The 16,213-nt window shown below is 56.0% G+C and carries 20 protein-coding genes; 14 read left to right on the plus strand and 6 right to left on the minus strand.

All coding sequences use genetic code 11. The features are described from left to right. Positions 1-22: 22 nt before the first annotated feature. Together E3E28_RS02800 and E3E28_RS02805 are read left to right on the plus strand one after the other, a co-directional pair. The gene (locus tag E3E28_RS02800; protein ID WP_167913937.1) at positions 23-970 is read left to right on the plus strand and encodes a DUF835 domain-containing protein; all 948 of its coding nucleotides are present in this window, start codon (positions 23-25) and stop codon (positions 968-970) included. Next, the gene (locus tag E3E28_RS02805; RefSeq protein ID WP_167913938.1) at positions 867-1,889 is read left to right on the plus strand and encodes a class I SAM-dependent methyltransferase family protein; all 1,023 of its coding nucleotides are present in this window, start codon (positions 867-869) and stop codon (positions 1,887-1,889) included. Before E3E28_RS02800 ends, E3E28_RS02805 begins: the two co-directional genes overlap by 104 nt. Positions 1,890-1,894: 5 nt before the next feature. Here the strand turns inward: E3E28_RS02805 and E3E28_RS02810 are convergent, their stop codons facing one another. Both E3E28_RS02810 and E3E28_RS02815 read right to left on the minus strand, forming a co-directional pair. Beyond that, on the minus strand, positions 1,895-3,409 hold the full coding sequence (locus tag E3E28_RS02810) for a replication factor C large subunit (protein WP_167913939.1): 1,515 nt from the start codon (positions 3,407-3,409) through the stop codon (positions 1,895-1,897). A gap of 5 nt (positions 3,410-3,414) precedes the next feature. Continuing rightward, entirely contained in the window at positions 3,415-4,407 is a 993-nt protein-coding gene (locus E3E28_RS02815) for a replication factor C small subunit (protein ID WP_167915150.1), read from the minus strand. 48 nt (positions 4,408-4,455) lie between these two features. Here E3E28_RS02815 and E3E28_RS02820 point away from each other — a divergent pair, with 48 nt between their 5' ends. After that, positions 4,456-4,914 carry a metal-dependent hydrolase gene (locus E3E28_RS02820; RefSeq protein WP_167913940.1) on the plus strand — a complete coding sequence of 153 codons (459 nt, stop codon included), beginning with the start codon at positions 4,456-4,458 and terminating at the stop codon, positions 4,912-4,914. Positions 4,915-4,969: 55 nt separating this feature from the next. After that, on the plus strand, positions 4,970-6,157 hold the full coding sequence (locus E3E28_RS02825; RefSeq protein WP_167915151.1) for a glycine C-acetyltransferase: 1,188 nt from the start codon (positions 4,970-4,972) through the stop codon (positions 6,155-6,157). A 16-nt stretch (positions 6,158-6,173) separates the two neighbouring features. On the opposite strand, the gene E3E28_RS02830 is transcribed toward E3E28_RS02825, so the two are convergent. From E3E28_RS02830 to rimI, 3 genes are all read right to left on the minus strand, one after another. Continuing rightward, complete coding sequence (locus E3E28_RS02830) at positions 6,174-6,449, minus strand: hypothetical protein (RefSeq protein ID WP_167913941.1); 276 nt, start codon at positions 6,447-6,449, stop codon at positions 6,174-6,176. A gap of 135 nt (positions 6,450-6,584) precedes the next feature. Further along, positions 6,585-7,091, minus strand: coding sequence for a tRNA-intron lyase (gene endA, locus E3E28_RS02835; protein ID WP_014122621.1), 507 nt, complete (start codon positions 7,089-7,091; stop codon positions 6,585-6,587). Continuing rightward, a complete protein-coding gene (rimI, locus tag E3E28_RS02840; RefSeq protein ID WP_167913942.1) occupies positions 7,091-7,591 on the minus strand; it encodes a ribosomal protein S18-alanine N-acetyltransferase in 501 nt (166 codons plus the stop codon). The genes endA and rimI overlap by 1 nt, the downstream gene beginning before the upstream one ends. 156 nt (positions 7,592-7,747) lie before the next feature. Between rimI and E3E28_RS02845 the strand changes: the two genes are divergently transcribed. The 8 genes from E3E28_RS02845 to E3E28_RS02880 are packed head-to-tail and all read left to right on the plus strand — an operon-like array spanning position 7,748 to position 13,887. Beyond that, complete coding sequence (locus tag E3E28_RS02845; RefSeq protein ID WP_167913943.1) at positions 7,748-8,761, plus strand: iron ABC transporter permease; 1,014 nt, start codon at positions 7,748-7,750, stop codon at positions 8,759-8,761. Beyond that, positions 8,745-9,476 (plus strand): ABC transporter ATP-binding protein, encoded by a 732-nt coding sequence (locus E3E28_RS02850; protein WP_167913944.1) that lies wholly within the window; start codon positions 8,745-8,747, stop codon positions 9,474-9,476. The genes E3E28_RS02845 and E3E28_RS02850 overlap by 17 nt, the downstream gene beginning before the upstream one ends. 42 nt (positions 9,477-9,518) lie before the next feature. Next, positions 9,519-10,112, plus strand: coding sequence for an archaeal proteasome endopeptidase complex subunit beta (psmB, locus tag E3E28_RS02855; RefSeq protein WP_167913945.1), 594 nt, complete (start codon positions 9,519-9,521; stop codon positions 10,110-10,112). Between the two features lie 44 nt (positions 10,113-10,156). Next, positions 10,157-11,257 carry a DUF4157 domain-containing protein gene (locus E3E28_RS02860; protein WP_240921643.1) on the plus strand — a complete coding sequence of 367 codons (1,101 nt, stop codon included), beginning with the start codon at positions 10,157-10,159 and terminating at the stop codon, positions 11,255-11,257. Then, the gene (thrC, locus tag E3E28_RS02865; protein WP_167913946.1) at positions 11,247-12,377 is read left to right on the plus strand and encodes a threonine synthase; all 1,131 of its coding nucleotides are present in this window, start codon (positions 11,247-11,249) and stop codon (positions 12,375-12,377) included. Before E3E28_RS02860 ends, thrC begins: the two co-directional genes overlap by 11 nt. Before the next feature lie 5 nt (positions 12,378-12,382). Beyond that, positions 12,383-13,171: an extradiol dioxygenase gene (locus E3E28_RS02870; RefSeq protein WP_167913947.1), complete on the plus strand. Its 789-nt coding sequence runs from the start codon at positions 12,383-12,385 to the stop codon at positions 13,169-13,171. A gap of 42 nt (positions 13,172-13,213) precedes the next feature. Beyond that, positions 13,214-13,474, plus strand: a complete 261-nt coding sequence (locus tag E3E28_RS02875; RefSeq protein ID WP_167913948.1) for a ribbon-helix-helix domain-containing protein — start codon at positions 13,214-13,216, stop codon at positions 13,472-13,474. Further along, entirely contained in the window at positions 13,459-13,887 is a 429-nt protein-coding gene (locus tag E3E28_RS02880) for a type II toxin-antitoxin system VapC family toxin (RefSeq protein ID WP_167913949.1), read from the plus strand. The genes E3E28_RS02875 and E3E28_RS02880 overlap by 16 nt, the downstream gene beginning before the upstream one ends. A 1-nt stretch (position 13,888) precedes the next feature. Here E3E28_RS02880 and E3E28_RS02885 read toward each other — a convergent pair whose 3' ends face one another. Further along, positions 13,889-14,347: an alanyl-tRNA editing protein gene (locus E3E28_RS02885; protein WP_167913950.1), complete on the minus strand. Its 459-nt coding sequence runs from the start codon at positions 14,345-14,347 to the stop codon at positions 13,889-13,891. Between the two features lie 207 nt (positions 14,348-14,554). On the opposite strand from E3E28_RS02885, the gene E3E28_RS02890 reads away from it, so the two are divergent. Both E3E28_RS02890 and E3E28_RS02895 read left to right on the plus strand, forming a co-directional pair. Continuing rightward, entirely contained in the window at positions 14,555-15,904 is a 1,350-nt protein-coding gene (locus E3E28_RS02890) for a cyclic 2,3-diphosphoglycerate synthase (RefSeq protein ID WP_167913951.1), read from the plus strand. A gap of 31 nt (positions 15,905-15,935) precedes the next feature. Next, positions 15,936-16,187: a hypothetical protein gene (locus E3E28_RS02895; RefSeq protein ID WP_167913952.1), complete on the plus strand. Its 252-nt coding sequence runs from the start codon at positions 15,936-15,938 to the stop codon at positions 16,185-16,187. Positions 16,188-16,213 lie beyond the last annotated feature (26 nt).

Here is a 16,213-nt window from a genome sequence, read left to right on the forward strand (position 1 = left end):
CGCAGTTTTGAACGGTGGGACTGTGGGACTCGGTAACTTCGCCCCCTACTTCTCCGGGGTAATGCTGATTATCATAGGCGTCTACGGCATAGTCAAATCATACTGGGAATGGAAGAGCCACGACGAACCTATTAAGAGGCTTGCGTTTACCCTCATGGTCTCCTTTGCCCTGTTCGGAATCATAGGGGGTATAACAGTATTCCTAACGATACTGGTCGACCCGGAATTCTGGGCCCTTCAGGCTATAGTTGTCACAACGGGGTACCTAATCCTCGCCCACGAGTCCCTGAGTATGCTTGAAAAGCTGAGAAGGCCGGAGAAGAAACACGAGAGGAAAAAGGTCAAATGTGCTCTTCCCGTTGCGGGAATCGTCAAATCCCGGGAAGAAGCCGTAACCCTGCTTAAGGCGGTGGACAACTACGCGGACCTTCCCCTGCTCGTAATAGGCAGGGAGCACCCGGACGAATGGACTAACAAAACAGGCATAGAACCGGATGATTACATCTGGCTGACGAGGGTCGAACACAAGAAAGCGGTAAGCCCGAGTAGCCTGCACGTTCTCAGCGGAAAGGTAATCGGCTTCATTAGAGACAACCCGGGAGGGGTCGTCTACATCGAGGGAATCGAGTATATGCTATTCTACTCGGATTTCAAGGCCGTTGCAAAGTTCCTCTTCGCCATAAGGGACGCGGCGATGATAGAGAGCGCCCACGTGCTCGTTCTCGCCAACGAGGACACGCTAACGCCTGAACAGATGGCAATACTGAAAAAGGAGTTCGAAGAAATAGACGTCGAGAAAATCCTTGAAAAGCTCATGGGACCCGCGTTGTTCGGGGCTATTCCGAGCAGGAAGCGGAGGGATTTCAATGCCAGCGCTGAGAGTTCCGAAGAGGGAAGCGGAGCCGGTGAAGAGAAGGCTGAAGAAGCTCGGCCTCTACGACGGGAAGAGAAGACCGAAGAGGGAGGGTGAATTCGTTCTCTTACCCGTCATCGAGGACGGGAGAATCTATACTCTCGGCTACGAGGTCCTGCCCGTTGAGCTCCCGTTTCGACCCGAGAGGCAGATATACAAGAACCTCGAGAGCGTTTTGGCGGAGAGACTGAGCGGGGAGGAGCTGAGATACCTCAGGCGCTACGACGTGATCGGCGACATAGCTGTTATCCAGATTCCGCCCGAGCTGGAGCACCGAGTTGAGGACATCGTTTTTGCGTTGAGGAAGGTTCACCCCTTTCTGAAGGTGATAGCGAGGAAGGGCTTCCACGAGGGGGCCTTCCGAATCAGGGACTACTCGATAATCTGGGGCGAAAACAGGCTCGAAACCGTCCATAAAGAAAACGGCGTCGAGATTAAGGTTGATTTGAGCAAAGCCTTCTTCAACCCGCGAATGAAGGGAGAACGCTATCGGCTGGCCCAGCTGGTGAAAGACGGTGAGAGGATTTTGATTCCCTTCGCCGGCGTTTTACCGTATGCCCTCGTGATAGCGAGGTATAGAAAGGTCAGGATAACGGCCGTCGAGCTGAACAGGGAAGCCTACGAGCTCGGACTGGAGAACATAGAGCGCAACAGGAAGAGGCTGAAGGGCGAGATAGAGTTCATACACGGCGATGCGTTCAAAATCCTGCCCGAGCTTCCGAGCTACGACCGGGTCATAAGCCCGACGCCGAGGGGCGTTGACGCGTTGGCTTTAACGCTCTTAAAGGCCGAGCGCTGGCTTCACTACTACGACTTCGTTCACGAAAACGAGATTGAAACCTTCAGGGCAAGAATTCTCAAGGAGTGCCGTAAGCTTGGAAAGAATTGCTCCGTGAGAGTGAAGAAGGTGAGCGACTTCAAGCCCCACGTGTTTAAGGTGTGTGCAGATATCAAAGTAGAAGAAAAGAGGACTTAGCACATTCACTTCTTCAGGAAATCAAACAGCGTCGCCTGCTTGCCCTTCTTCTTTTCGGGCTTCTTCTCCTTCTTACCGACCGCTTCTATCTCCCTCTCTGCCTCCTCAAGCTCCTCCTCTGTGAGCTCCTCTTCTTCCTCGGGCTTTTCTTCGGGGGTTCCTTCCCCTTCAGGCTCTTCAGTTTCTTCAAATTCTTCGGTTTCCCCAGCCTCTTCCTTCTCCTTAGCCTTCCTGAGACCCTCGCGGACACTTGTCTCCAGCCTGCCCCGCTCCTTGAGCTTCTTCTCGATGTTCATGGCCTTGCCCCAGATGGTCTTGGCCTTCTCCGAATCTCCAGCGAGGAATTCAACCTCCTTCTCGCTGAGGTCGAGGAAAACCGTGAAGTGTGCCGCTAAATCCTGGTTGTTCTCAAAGATGACGCGGAGGTAGTGGAGGGTCTCCAGGGCTTCAAGCTTGGCCATGTGCATCTCCTTCATGACCTTCTTGACTATCGAGTCCCTGAGCGTTCTCTCGGTCTTGCTCTCGGTGAGGAGCTTGATGGTCTTCGGCGGGTAAATCCTCACGAAGCCCTTCTTCTTGACTCCTGCAACGGCCACTCCAGCGGTCATCATGTCCGTTGCATATTTCCAGAGCGAGTAGTTGCCCGTCCTCTGGGCCCTGGCGAGGTATATGTCGGCCCGGCTGAGGGCTTCGTATGCCCGCGCTATGTCCTCGGGCCTGTAGTAGACGTAGGGCACGTTCTCGTCAATCCAGAGGAGGAGCTCGTTCGGAAACATGTCCACTCCGAGCGTCGCCAGCTTGGCCTTCTTGGCGTTGTCGGTCGCGAAAACCTGAGCTAAAGCCTGGAAGACGCTCTTCTCAACGTCGCGGTAAGCGAGAACCTCCTTAGCGTCCTCAACGCCACCGGTAACCACCGTCTGGAGGTCGTTTATCGCCGCTCTCAAATCGCCGTTCGCGCGCTTGGCTATCTCGTAGAGTATCTCCTTCGGAACGGTCTTTCCTTCACGCTTGAGAATCCTCACGAGGGCCTTTATGATGTCCCTCTGCGTTAACCGCTTGTACTGAACGATAAGGGCCCTGTTGCGAATCTCCTTGGGAACCTCCCAGTAGTGGTTAGCGCTCATGATTATCGGGTTCTTGGCCCTATCGATGAGCTTCGCTATCTCGCGGGCACCGCTCGGTTCTATGTTGTCCGCCTCGTCGAGGAAGATTAGCTTCCGCCTCTTTCCCAAAATGTCCATCGTATAAGCGGCCTGAACGTAGCGCTCTATCTTCTCGTAGGTCCTCTCGTCGCTCGCGTTCAGCTCGATGACCTCGAAGCCGTACTCGTTGGCCAAAGCGTAGACGGTCGTCGTCTTGCCGACGCCCGGCGGTCCGGCGAGTATTAGCGCCTTCTTCTTCGGTGGGTTGCCGTGAAGCCAAGCCTCGACCCAGGCCCTCACCTGCTCTATTGCCTTCTCCTGGTTCACTATCTCGCTCAGTTTCCTCGGCCGGTACTTCTCAACCCACGGCACGGTCATAGCAATCACTTGCCCTTCTTGTCGCCCATAATCGTGAACTGAGCGAGCAACGCCTCGAGCTGTATCATCTCGTTGGCCCCTTCAACGAGCCTGAAGTTGTACTCGCCTATTTTGTCCGCCAGAGCGACCTTCTTGTCCTCGGGAATCGGTAGGTTGAAGACCTCCTTGTGCATCTGAATCAGCACGTCCTCACCGCTGAGGCCCTGCTTGAGGAGAACCTCCCTCAGCTTCTCCCTCGCCTTCAGGAAGTTGCCCTCCAGAGCCAGGGTCATCATCTCGCGAACGTCCTCGGGGCGGGCCCTGCTGGCAACGAGGAAGACGTTCTCGTCGGTTATCTTCTTGTCGAGAGCCGCTGCCGCCTGGAGGACGTTAATTGCCCTCCTCAAATCGCCTTCCGCAACGTAGAGAATCGCCTGCAGGCCCTCCTCAGTGAGCTCAAGCCCCTCCTGCTCGGCAATGTATTTTATGCGCTTCGCTATGTCCTCGTCGTTGAGGGGCCTGAAGCGGAAGATTGCACACCTCGACTGTATCGGCTCGATTATCTTTGAGGAGTAGTTACAGCTGAGGATAAAGCGAACGTTGTTGGAGAACATCTCCATCGTTCTCCTCAAAGCCTGCTGGGCGTCCTGCGTTAGAGCGTCTGCCTCATCAAGGAAGATTATCTTGAAGCTCGCCCCGCCTATCGGCTTCGTCCTTGCAAACTCCTTAACCTTCTCCCTAATTACGTTTATTCCGCGCTCGTCGCTCGCGTTGAGCTCGAGAAAGTTGTGCCTCCAGTTCTCGCCGAACAGCTCGCGGGCAAGGGCTAAAGCGGCGGTCGTCTTTCCAACGCCGGGCGGTCCAGCGAAGAGCAGGTGGGGCATCGAACCGGTTTTAGCGTAGTGTTTGAGCCTCTTGACTATGTGCTCCTGACCAACGATGTCATCGAGCCTCTGAGGGCGGTACTTTTCAACCCAGGGCTTCTCGAGAACCTTAACCTCTCTAATCTCCTCGGTCATGTATTCCACCTAAACCTTTATGAGAGCCAAGAGTTTAAGGGCTTTGCCATGGACCCGCTTGAGCACGCCTCGATTCCGAGCCTCGTCTATCTCGCACTCTCCGGCGAGCCGACGATAGCTGGACTCACCGCCCTCGTCCTCGGCGCGGTCTTCCCCGACCTCGATGCTTTGGCTGAGGAGCACCGCTCATACCTCCACTCCCTCCTGCCCTTTCTCCCGGCCCTTCTCCTCGGCCTGAACCTCGGCGGTCCGTTCCTGCTCTTCGCCCTCGGCTGGGGGAGCCATCTCTTTCTCGACTTCTTCACCGGCGTCGTGCCCGTTGCTTACCCGCTCTCGCGGAGGGGCTGGGGGTTGTCAATCATAGTAACTGGGCCGAGAAATTTTGGAGTTGAGCTCAGACTAATCGAAAGGTATCCGGACAGAAAGCACGATTACAGGCTGGAAATCGGCGGAAGCTTCGCACTCGCCCTTTTGGCAATCCTCACGGCAATAATTAGACTGCACTAACCGGTTCAGTGCAAAACTTTTATACCTCGATGTTCAACTAGGACCGGTGGTTCTCATGGGGAAGCTTGACTGGATTAGGGAAGAGCTCCAGGAGCTCAAGGATAAGGGCCTCTACGTGACCATAAGGAAGCTTGAGAGCGCCCAGGGCCCGTGGGTCGTCGTCGACGGCAAGAAGGTTCTCAACATGTGCTCCAACAACTACCTCGGTCTCGCCGCGCACCCGGAAATTAGATACGCAGCGATTAGGGCCATTCTCGACTACGGTGTTGGTGCCGGAGCCGTGAGAACGATAGCTGGAACGATGGAGCTTCACGTTGAGCTCGAGGAGAAGCTGGCGAAGTTCAAGAAGCGCGAAGCGGCCATACTCTTCCAGAGCGGTTACAACGCGAACCTCGGAGCGATAAGCGCCCTCCTCAAGAAAGGGGAAGACGGAGTCTTCATCAGCGAGGAGCTCAACCACGCGAGCATAATAGACGGAATGCGCCTCAGCGGTGCGCCGAAGGTTATCTACAAGCACATCGACATGGAGGACCTTGAGAGGAGGCTCAAGGAGAACAAGGACAAGAAGAAGAAAATCATCGTCAGCGACGGTGTCTTCTCGATGGACGGCGACCTCGCCCCGCTCCCGGAGATGGCCGAGCTTGCGGAGCAGTACGATGCCATACTCTACATAGATGACGCCCACGGTGAAGGAGTTTTAGGAGACAGCGGAAGGGGTATCGTTGACCACTTCAAGCTCCACGACAGGGTTGACTTCGAGATGGGAACCCTGAGCAAGGCCTTCGGTGTCATCGGCGGTTACGTCGCCGGTCCCGAGGAGGCCATCGAGTACCTCCGCCAGAGGGCGAGGCCGTTCCTCTTCTCCAGCGCGCCGAACCCACCGGACGTCGCGGCGGCCATAGCGTCCGTCGAGATTCTCCAGAGGAGCGACGAGCTGGTTAGAAAGCTCTGGGACAACACCCACTTCCTCCAGAACGGGCTGAGAGACCTCGGCTACGACCTCGGAAACACCAAGCACCCGATTACTCCAGTTATGCTCTACGACGAGAAGCTCGCCCAGGAGTTCAGCAGACGCTTATACGACGAGTACAACATCTTCGCCCAGGCCATCGTCTACCCGACCGTCCCGCTTGGAACTGCGAGGATAAGGCTCGAACCCTCAGCGGCCCACAGCAAGGAGGACCTCCAGTACGTCATAGATGCGTTCGAGGACCTTGGAAAGAAGACAGGGTTCTTGAAGTGAACCCCCTCTTCTCTCTTTATACTCCTGCAAAAAACAATCCTGAAATCAAAAACCCCAAGAAGTAGGAGATAAAGAGCGTAAGCAGTCCAACTCCCGCGAGCTCCTCGAATTTTCCGGAGGATACCTCTTCATCATAAAAGCCCATTTTAATCATGCGTCTGTTATCCCATTTCGGCACAATCCAGCCAATTGTAACCGCCCAGAGCACCAGCGAGATTAATGCAATGGACAAAACACCGCTGAAGAGTGTTAAAAAGTGGATAGTGCCAAGGACTGCGGAGAGTAATGACACCAAAAGGAACCGCGCGATTAGCTCCTTACCCGGCCAAGAACTCAAGAACAAGCGGGGATACATGAGACGGATAATGAGCCAGAGAAAGGGCCACAGAAGAAGTACAAGCGCCAATGTTCTCATGGCGATACACCATCAGAACTTCGTCCACTCGACCTTGTAATATGTAACGTCCGCGTCCTCATCAACTATCGCCATCACCATGTTCTTCCTGACGCCGTGGGCGACCCTAACGCGCGCTGTTATGTCGTTCGGGCTCAGGCGGGAGTTCTCGGGCAGGACCCACACGAGCCACTGGGAGTGCTCGTCCATTCCACGCCTGTAAACCCGGAAGTGCGAGCCGAACTTGAGGCCGGACTTGACGGTGTAGCCCCTGTCGCGCAGGTCCTTGTAGACGAGGTACTTGGCGTCGAACAGCTCGTCCCTCTTCCTCCCGAGGTTCATGAGTTCCTCGACGGTTAGTTTTCTCTTCCCGTCCCTGACCTCTATCTTGCCCCTCTCGACGAGATATGTAGCTTCAAGTAGCGAGAGGAAGAGCTTGCCCTCCACCAGCTTTCCGAAGTGGCGCTTGTTGTAAAGGCCGTTTATCGCGTTCTGGTCTGTCGAGAATACTCTATCCCCGCTCAGGTAAAAGACTATCATCAGCTTCCCCTCCATTCCTCTGCAGGCAGGAGCATGTAGTATGCATCTTCGCCGTCCGAGTAGTAGCCGATAATCCGCTTCACCTTCCGGAAGCCGAAGCGCTCGTAGAGCTTTATGGCCTTTTCGTTGCTCACGCGAACTTCGAGGCCGATGTAACGAGCTCCCCGCGCAATGAGCCTGTCTATCGCCTCTGTGAGCAGGGCCGAGCCTATGCCGTTTCCACGGTAGCGCTCCTCAACGGCTATGCTCATTATGTGCCCCTCAAGGTCCGGGCGGAGGTAGGCCATGACATAGCCGATTACCCTGCCGTTGTACTCGGCAACGAGAAAAGTGTCCGGGTTGTTCTCAAGGAAGACGAGGAAGATTCCCCTCGGGTAGGCCTCGCGGAAGGACTCCCTCTCGATTCTCATCACGTCGCTTATGTCGAAGAGCTTCGCCGGCCGTATCGTGACGAGTGCCAGCGGTATTCTGGCCCTCACTTCCCTCGCTGAGACGCTCATGGTAGTAACTATCCCCCAAGGCTTTTAAGGCTTGAGGGGACTCTCTATGGGGTGGCCACCCCGACGTGATGAGCACTCTCGAACCTGACCCCGGGATGATGACCGGATTCCTGGCTGATGCATCAACTTTAAAAGGCTGGACAAAAACTCCAGCACATGCGAAAGTGGCTCCCCGCCCTGCTCCTCCTTTCAGCCCTCTCGATTTTCCTCGGTGTTTACTTCGGCCCGGTTAGCTTGAGCGTTTCAGATGTCACTCAAAGCTTATCCTATGGAATAAAGCTCACCCTCTCGCACTTCACGGAGGTAAACCCCGGAAAGGCGCCGGACTACTTCGTCATCGTATGGCAACTCCGCTTACCTGAGGTCCTTCTCGCTTACTTCGTCGGCCTCGCGCTGGCGAGTGCCGGAGTCGCGAGCCAGGCCCTCTTTCGAAACCCCCTCGCCGACCCATACATAATAGGGATAAGCTCCGGCGCCGCGCTCGGCTCAGCCATCGGAACGCTGATTAACCCGGCCTACATGGCCCCCCTCGCGCTCCTCTTTTCCTTCCTCTCGGTCTTCATCGTCTACACGATAGCGAGAACGAACGGTGCGGTTCCCGTTGACACCCTCCTCCTGGCGGGAATAGCCTACGGCTTCCTTGCAAACGCGATAACGTGGTATATCTACGTTACCCACCCCCAGGAGAGCCATCTGAGCTGGATGTGGCTTCTCGGGAGCTTCAACGGGAGCACCTGGCGGGACGTCGGGATAATGCTCATCGTTTCGCTTCTCGGCGTTGGCTTCCTCAGCTGGCGCTGGCGCGAGCTGAACCTAATACTCCTCGGCGAGGAGAGCATAGCCCTCGGCCTCGACCTTCACCTGTACAGAAAAATCTTCCTCGGCGTCATAGCGACGCTTACTGCTTTCGCCGTTTACACCGCCGGAATAATCGGCTTCATCGGACTGGTAAGTCCCCACATAATGCGCCTCCTCCTCGGGCCGAACCACAGGGAGTTAACGCCAGCAACGGCCCTCTTCGGCGGTGTTCTGCTCGTCGTTGCGGATTTGCTCGCGAGAACAGTGGCGAAGCCCACCGTAATCCCGGTCGGCATAGTAACGGCCCTCATGGGCGCGCCCTTCTTCCTCTACCTCCTGATGAGGCACAAGAGGGGTGAGCTCGTTGCTTGAGGCGAGAATCTCTTTCGCATACGGCGAGAGGGAGGTTTTGAAAAACGTAGAGCTCAAAGCCGAGAGGGGCGAACTTCTCGCGGTAATCGGGCCCAACGGGGCCGGGAAGAGCACGCTCCTCAAGTGCCTCGTCGGAATTCTAAAGCCGATGGGAACGGCCAGGCTCGATGGCGTTGAGCTGACATCGCTCAGGCCGGCTGAAAGGGCGAAGTTCATAACCTACGTTCCCCAGAGTTCCCTTCCCCAGTTCGCTTTCACAGTTGAGGAGTTCGTCGAGATGGGCGCCTACATAACGCGGGGAAGCGTCAGGGAAGCGCTCGAGAGGGTCGGCCTCTGGGAGAGGAGAAAGGAAAGAGTAACGAGCCTCAGCGGTGGGGAATTCCAGCTCGCGCTCATAGCGAGGGCTTTGGCACAGGGGAGTAAATCAATCCTCCTCGACGAGCCCACGAGCCACCTCGACGTGAACCACGCACTCATGGTGATGGAGTTGCTTAACAAGCTCAAAGGGGAGAAGATTATCGTTGCGGTCCTCCACGACCTCAACCTCGCGTTAAGCTACGCAGACAGGGTTCTCGTCCTGAAGGACGGCGAAAAGGTCTGGGAAGGGCCTTCGAGGAAGCTGGAGCCAGCGGTGATAGAGACCACCTACGGGATAAAGGCGAAGATAATCGAGGCCGAGGGGAAGCGCCTTCTCGTGCCGGGGCTGAAGGGCTAAGGTTTAAAACTTCGGCGCGTTTCTTACTTCAGGTGAGAGAAGGTGGAGAAGAAGACCGGAACAACAACGGTGGGAATAAAGGCCAAGGACGGGGTGGTTCTCGCGGCTGACACTCAGGCCTCGCTCGACCACATGGTTGAGACCCTGAACATCAGGAAGATAATCCCGATAACCGAGAGGATAGCCATAACCACCGCGGGAAGCGTCGGCGACGTCCAGGCTCTGGCGAGAATGCTGGAGGCAGAGGCGCGCTACTACCAGTTCACTTGGGGAAGGCCGATGACGGCCAAGGCGATGGCCCATCTGCTCAGCAACATCCTCAACGAGAACAAGTGGTTTCCGTATATGGTGCAGATTATCATAGGTGGCTACGTCAAGGAGCCCACCTTAGCCAACCTCGACCCGCTCGGAGGTCTCATCTTCGACGACTACACGGCCACCGGCTCGGGAAGTCCGTTCGCGATAGCCGTCCTCGAAGAGGGCTTCCGGAAGGACATGAGCGTCGAAGAAGCCAAGGAGCTCGCGGTTAGGGCCGTCAGAACCGCCGGAAAGCGCGACGTATACACCGGGGACAGGAAGGTTCAGGTCGTCGTCATCACGAAGGACGGCATGAAGGAGGAGTTCGTCGAGTTTTAGATTTGCACCAAATCCCTTTTTAACTCCCCTTCCAACCTTCTCCGATGGGAATGAAGGAGAAAGCGCTCGCGGTTCTTCTCGTCGCGACGGTCGTTCTGTCGCTCTACTCGGCGGTTGACCTAGCATACTCCACCGACGCGATTCTCAACCAGATTAACGATATCATCGAGCAGGTTCAGGAAATCAGGGGATTACACTTCAAGGAGAAGCCGAAGGTAATCGTCATCAGCAGGGCCGAGGCGATAAGGCTCTTCGGGCCCGAAAGCCAGAACGAGGAGGAGCTGAAGGTTCAGGAGCTCACATACAAGATGACCCTCCTTCTGCCGGGGAACTACTCTTTCATCAAGGCGAAGGAGGAGCAAAGCGCCGGCTGGATTGCCCTCACGGTTGGAAACACAATCTACGTCATCGAGGAGAACTTCGAGGGAAACCCAGCGATGGCGAAGAGGGCTTTGGCGCATGAGCTTACGCACGTGTTGCAAAAGCAGTGGTTCGACGCAAAGTACGGTGCCAGCACCTTCGACGGGACTCTCGCGGTGAGGGCACTGGTTGAAGGCGATGCAGATTTGGTTGCGGACCTTTACTGCGAGCGGAACGGGATTCCCATATACAAGATACGCTCCCTCAGCGGGAACCCGCTAACGGACATCGGCATCTTCCCCTACGTCTTCGGCGACCCATTCGTCCGCTACCTCTACGAAAAAGGTGGCTGGGAACTTGTAAACGAGGCCTACAGGCACTATCCCGTCTCAACGGCCCAGATAATGCACCCCGAGCTCTATCTGGAGAACGTGACTCCGGTAAACGTTTCGCTGAGCGTTCCGGCCAACTGGAGCGTCATGAGGGACGACAGGATGGGTGAGTTCTACGTCTATGTCCTCCTCAGGGACGTTGCCAAGCTCGACAACGGGACCGCGTGGAACGTTTCGAGCGCGTGGCTCGGCGACCACCTAATCCTCGCGACCAACGGAACCGACTACGTCCTCCTCTGGAAGGTTGAGTTCTCCAGCGCAAAATCCGCGAAAACCTTCGCCGAAACCCTCAAGAGCCTCGCCGAAAAGGACACCTACGCGAAGGTCACAATCACCCTCGACGGAAAGACCGTCACCCTAAAAGCCGTGAGGAGGGTCAGAGTTGAAGCTTAGGTGTCCAATCTGCGGTAAGACCTATGAGAAGCCCGTCCAGAGGTGCGAGTGCGGTGAACCTGTCGAGTTCGAGCTCTTTGAGGGAGAACCCTACATCGGAAAGAGCGTCTGGGAACGCTTTTGGGACTTCTGGCCGGTTGAGCCGGTCCTTGAGCTTTCGCTCGGCGAGGGCGACACCCCGCTTGTGAAGTCGAAGCTCGGCGAGGAGTTCGGCGTTAAGCTATACCTCAAGAACGAGACCGTCAACCCGACCTGGAGCTTCAAGGACAGGGGCACCTTCCTCGCGATGAGCTACGCCCTCAAAGCAGGCTACGAGACCGTTGGGACTGTCTCGACCGGAAACATGGCGGCGAGCGTCTCGGCTTACGCTTCACGCTTCGGGTTGAAAGCTAAAATTCTCGTCTCCGAGAGCGCAAGCGACGAGAAACTAAAGGCCGTCTCGGTCTACGGCGGGGAAGTGATAAGGGTCCTCGGGGACTACGGGAGGCTCTACTTTGAAAGCCTAGAACTCGGCGAACGGCTCGGGGTCTACTTCATGAACTCCGACAACCCCTTCAGAATCGAGGGTTACAAGAGTATCGCGTTTGAGATAGCCGAGGAGCTGACCCCTGACTACGTGCTAATTCCAACCAGCTCGGGCGGTCTTTTCAGGGGAATAGCCAAAGGCTTCATCGAGCTTTACGAGAATGGGCTTATTGAAAAACTCCCAAAGCTGATAGCGGTTCAGGCCGAGGGCTGTTCTCCGATATGCCGGGCCTTCCGCGAGGGGAAGGAAAAGGTGGAGCGCTTCGAGAACCCGAGAACGATAGCGAAGGCAATAGCGAACCCCTACCCGCCGAGCGGGAATGCGGTTCTGAAACTCCTGAGGGAGTTCGGCTGGGGTTGCGTTTCAGTTTCGGACGATGAAATCAGAAAAGCCCAGGAAAGGCTCGCCCTCGAAGGCCTCTTCGTCCAGCCGGCGAGCGCGACGGGAATAGCAACTCTGGAAAAGCTCGACCTTCCAGAAGGAGCCAAGGTCGTCTCGATTCTCACCGGTTCTGGATTGAGAACGCTGAAAGATGCCCCGGCAGGGGAGATAACGGAGTGCCCGCTCGAGGGGCTTGAAAACTGTCTGAGGTGATTGAGATGCTCGTCGGAATAGGCCTGATGCCCCACGGAAACCCCGTTCTTGAGCCCCCAGACGAGAAAACCGAGAGGCTCGCGGAAGTCCTGAGGAGAATCGGAGAGGAGTTCAGGGGTGTGGACTCCTACGTCCTGATAAGCCCGCACAACGTCAGAATGAGCGACCATCTCGGCGTCATTCTCGCTGAAAACCTCGTCTCGTGGCTCGGCTTTGAGGGGAAGGAACTGCCCGGCGAGTGGAAAACCGATAGGGAGCTGGCGGAGAAGATTTACAGAGCCGAGAAGGAGGCGGGAATGCCAGTCGTTGACCTGAACTTTGCATCGCTACGCGGTGAATACTCGCGCTGGCCCCTGAGCTGGGGTGAGCTGATTCCGCTCCAGTTCCTCGAAAGGAAACCGCTCGTCCTGATGGCGCCATCGAGGGGAGTTGGCAGGGAAACGCTCGTCCGCTTTGGCGAAATCCTCGGCGAGGTCCTTGAGCGGGAGGGGAAGAGGGTTGCGCTGATAATCAGCGCGGACCACGGGCACGGGCACGATGAAAACGGCCCCTACGGGAAGGTGAAGGAGAGCGAAATCTATGATAGGCTGATAATGGAGCTGATTAACGAGAACCGCCTTGAAGAGCTTCTCAGCATCCCCGAGGAACTCGTTAGGAAGGCCCTCGTGGACAGCTACTGGCAGATGCTGATAATGCTTGGAGCCATGAGAAAGGCAGAGTTCGAGCTGAAGGCGAGCGCATACGCCTGTCCAACTTACTTCGGAATGGCCGGGGCGCTGTGGGTGCGGAAGTGAAGGTTTAAATGCTCCACTTCTCTTCATGTTTATGGTGATTCCATGTCATCTACAAAACATGTGCAGACCGAGATTGATGAGAGCCTGTACTCAATGCTCAAGGCTCTCTCACTCAGGGAGGGGAAGCCCATAAAGGAGATACTCCGGGAGGCCATAGAGGAGTACCTCAAGAGAAACGCGGGAATAACAGAGGAGGAAGTGGAAAAAGACCCAATCTGGAAGGCATTCGGCGCGGTGGAGCTTAAGGGCAGGAAGACGAGCCACGATGAGGACTGGGGAGTGGTCGAATGGCGAAGCCACTGAGGCCAGAGCTGTTCTACATGGACACGAGCGCCATGATAGCTCTCCTCGTCAGGGACGACCCGGAGCACGAGCGGGCCTTGAGCTTCTTTAGGGACGCCGTTAGGGAGGGGTCGGTTTTCGTAATCGGTAGGCCCACGCTGATGGAGTTCCTGAACGGCGTTGCAAAGCACGTTGGAAAGGACGTTGCCGAGGAGCAGTACCGCCTCTACACCGCGAGCAGGTTCATCTTCATCGAGAAGGAAACCGAAGCGGACTGGGAACGGGCCTGGGAGCTTTTCTTCAAGTACCGCGACCAGCAGGGAATAGACTTATTCGACAGCTTAGCTTTCGCAATAATGGAGAGGCTTGGAATCAGGAAGGCGTTCACCTTCGACAGCGACTTCGCGGTTCACGGCTTCGTCATGGCCCCATAGATTAAAGCACCTCAAAACTAATCTCCAAAAGCTCCCTGCTCCTCCTGAAGCGGACCTTCCTGATTCTTATTTTCCCAATTTCGCCCGTCGTCTTCGTGTGCTCCTTATTGCACGCGTTGACGTTCCAGCCCTCGATGACGACCACCTTGAGGGTTCTAACTTCCTCGGGAACCGGAAACAGGTCGTACATGTCCTCTCCAAAGCGCTTCTCCGCTTCCTCACGCGGAAGCTCGTAAACTTTAACCGGAACGTTCTCCTTAACTTTCTCGTTGGCGAGGCGTTCTATTTCAGCGATTTCCTCGGGCGTTGGCTTCCGGTCGAACTTAACTGCCAGAACCCCGCGGTTGCCTTTAACGTAGGTCGAGGCCGTCCACTTGGCCTTTTCGCCGAGAACCTTCACAACCGCACCCTTGACCACGTGGAGTGCCGTGTGAGTTCTAACCTCAATATTCCCTTCCATGACAATCCCCGAAAGCGTCTTCGGCAATCGTTTATTAACCAATCGGGTAATCTGGAAACGGCGGAGATTCAGCGTTTTTTGAAGGTTTTTCAGGAAACGTCAGATGATTTCGAAGGAGTTACGTAAAAGTCTTTCATCACTAAACGAAAACCGTTATAAGTGTAAAGGGCAATACACCAGCGGACAAAGTTTTAGAGGTGAACGAAAATGGCCGAGAAGAAAAAGAAGAGAGTTCTTATTCTTGGAGCGGCCGGAAGGGACTTCCACAACTTCAACGTGTTCTTCAGGGACAACCCCGACTACGAGGTCGTGGCCTTCACCGCAACCCAGATTCCGGACATCGAGGGCAGGATTTACCCGCCCGAGCTCGCCGGTGAGCTCTACCCGAACGGCATTCCGATATGGAGCGAGGACGACATGGAGAAGATAATCAAGGAGCACGACATCGACATCGTCGTCTTCGCCTACTCAGACGTTCCGCACGAGCACGTCATGCACCTCGCGAGCAGGGCCCACTCGGCCGGCGCCGACTTCTGGCTCCTTGGACCCAAGAGTACCATGCTCAAGAGCACCAAGCCCGTCGTTGCCGTTACTGCCATAAGAACCGGCTGTGGAAAGAGCCAGACCAGCAGAAAGGTCGCCCAGCTCCTCCAGGAGATGGGCTACAAGGTCGTTGCCATAAGGCACCCGATGCCATACGGTGACCTGAGGAAGCAGGTCGTTCAGAGGTTCGCCACCTTCGAGGACCTCGACAAGTACGAGTGCACCATCGAGGAGCGCGAGGAGTACGAGCCCTACATCGAGCGCGGTATGGTTGTCTACGCGGGCGTTGACTACGAGAAGATTCTCCGCGAGGCCGAGAAGGAGGCCGACATAATCCTCTGGGACGGCGGAAACAACGACTTCCCGTTCTACGAGCCCGACCTCTGGATTACGGTCGTTGACCCGCACAGGCCCGGCCACGAGCTCAAGTACCACCCCGGTGAGACCAACTTCAGGGCCGCTGACGTCATAATCATCAACAAGATTGACACCGCCAACAGGGACGACATCCAGACCGTCCGCGAGAACATCGAGAAGATTAACCCGAACGCCACCGTCATCGAGGCTGCCTCGCCGATATTCGTTGACAACCCCGAGCTCATCAAGGGCAAGCGCGTTCTCGTCGTCGAGGACGGTCCGACCCTCACCCACGGCGGTATGAAGTACGGAGCCGGCTACGTTGCAGCGAAGAAGTTCGGAGCGAAGGAAATCATCGACCCGAGGCCCTACGCCGTCGGCTCAATCGTCGAGACCTACAAGAAGTACCCGCACCTCGACCTCATTCTGCCGGCCATGGGCTACGGCAAGAAGCAGATTAAGGAGCTCGAGGAGACCATCAACAGGGCAGATGCGGACGTGGTCATCATGGGTACCCCCGTTGACCTGCGCAGGTTCATGAACCTCAACAAGCCGGCCGTCCGCGTCAAGTACGAGCTCGAGGAAATCGGCCAGCCCAAGCTCAAGGACGTCCTCGAGAACTGGGTCAAGAACTGCGAGAAGCTCAAGAAGGAGTGAAGTTTTTAACCTCCACTCCTAATTTTTCTTCATGTTCGACGTGGTCATCGGAATCTGGGGTGTGATTTGGGCTCTCAACATCGCGGGCTTCGCGTGGGTTACCTACGACGTCGTTAAGAATCAGAAACTTATGCCAGAATCAGAGAGGCTCGTCTGGATTTTCATGGCGTTTCTGTTCGGTTCGCTCATCGCCCTCGTCTACGCCATCTCAATTAAGCTGAGCGGGAAGTACGAGGAGGTCGAGCTCGAGGAGAACGAAAACGAAGAGGTCAAAGTGTGGTAGAAAGCCTTTTATGGTGAAAGGCCCAA

The organism is Thermococcus sp. 21S9, from assembly GCF_012027635.1.
In the GTDB taxonomy this organism is placed as follows: Archaea; Methanobacteriota_B; Thermococci; order Thermococcales; family Thermococcaceae; genus Thermococcus.

Excerpts from the sequence above, each read along its gene's own strand:
- E3E28_RS02805 (WP_167913938.1), top strand. The coding sequence starts at position 867 with ATGCCAGCGCTGAGAGTTCCGAAGAGGGAAGCGGAGCCGGTGAAGAGA.
- E3E28_RS02810 (WP_167913939.1), bottom strand. The coding sequence starts at position 3,409 with ATGACCGTGCCGTGGGTTGAGAAGTACCGGCCGAGGAAACTGAGCGAG.
- E3E28_RS02815 (WP_167915150.1), bottom strand. The coding sequence starts at position 4,407 with ATGACCGAGGAGATTAGAGAGGTTAAGGTTCTCGAGAAGCCCTGGGTT.
- E3E28_RS02820 (WP_167913940.1), top strand. The coding sequence starts at position 4,456 with ATGGACCCGCTTGAGCACGCCTCGATTCCGAGCCTCGTCTATCTCGCA.
- E3E28_RS02825 (WP_167915151.1), top strand. The coding sequence starts at position 4,970 with ATGGGGAAGCTTGACTGGATTAGGGAAGAGCTCCAGGAGCTCAAGGAT.
- endA (WP_014122621.1), bottom strand. The coding sequence starts at position 7,091 with ATGATAGTCTTTTACCTGAGCGGGGATAGAGTATTCTCGACAGACCAG.
- rimI (WP_167913942.1), bottom strand. The coding sequence starts at position 7,591 with ATGAGCGTCTCAGCGAGGGAAGTGAGGGCCAGAATACCGCTGGCACTC.
- E3E28_RS02845 (WP_167913943.1), top strand. The coding sequence starts at position 7,748 with ATGCGAAAGTGGCTCCCCGCCCTGCTCCTCCTTTCAGCCCTCTCGATT.
- E3E28_RS02860 (WP_240921643.1), top strand. The coding sequence starts at position 10,157 with ATGGGAATGAAGGAGAAAGCGCTCGCGGTTCTTCTCGTCGCGACGGTC.
- E3E28_RS02870 (WP_167913947.1), top strand. The coding sequence starts at position 12,383 with ATGCTCGTCGGAATAGGCCTGATGCCCCACGGAAACCCCGTTCTTGAG.
- E3E28_RS02875 (WP_167913948.1), top strand. The coding sequence starts at position 13,214 with ATGTCATCTACAAAACATGTGCAGACCGAGATTGATGAGAGCCTGTAC.
- E3E28_RS02880 (WP_167913949.1), top strand. The coding sequence starts at position 13,459 with ATGGCGAAGCCACTGAGGCCAGAGCTGTTCTACATGGACACGAGCGCC.
- E3E28_RS02885 (WP_167913950.1), bottom strand. The coding sequence starts at position 14,347 with ATGGAAGGGAATATTGAGGTTAGAACTCACACGGCACTCCACGTGGTC.
- E3E28_RS02890 (WP_167913951.1), top strand. The coding sequence starts at position 14,555 with ATGGCCGAGAAGAAAAAGAAGAGAGTTCTTATTCTTGGAGCGGCCGGA.
- E3E28_RS02895 (WP_167913952.1), top strand. The coding sequence starts at position 15,936 with ATGTTCGACGTGGTCATCGGAATCTGGGGTGTGATTTGGGCTCTCAAC.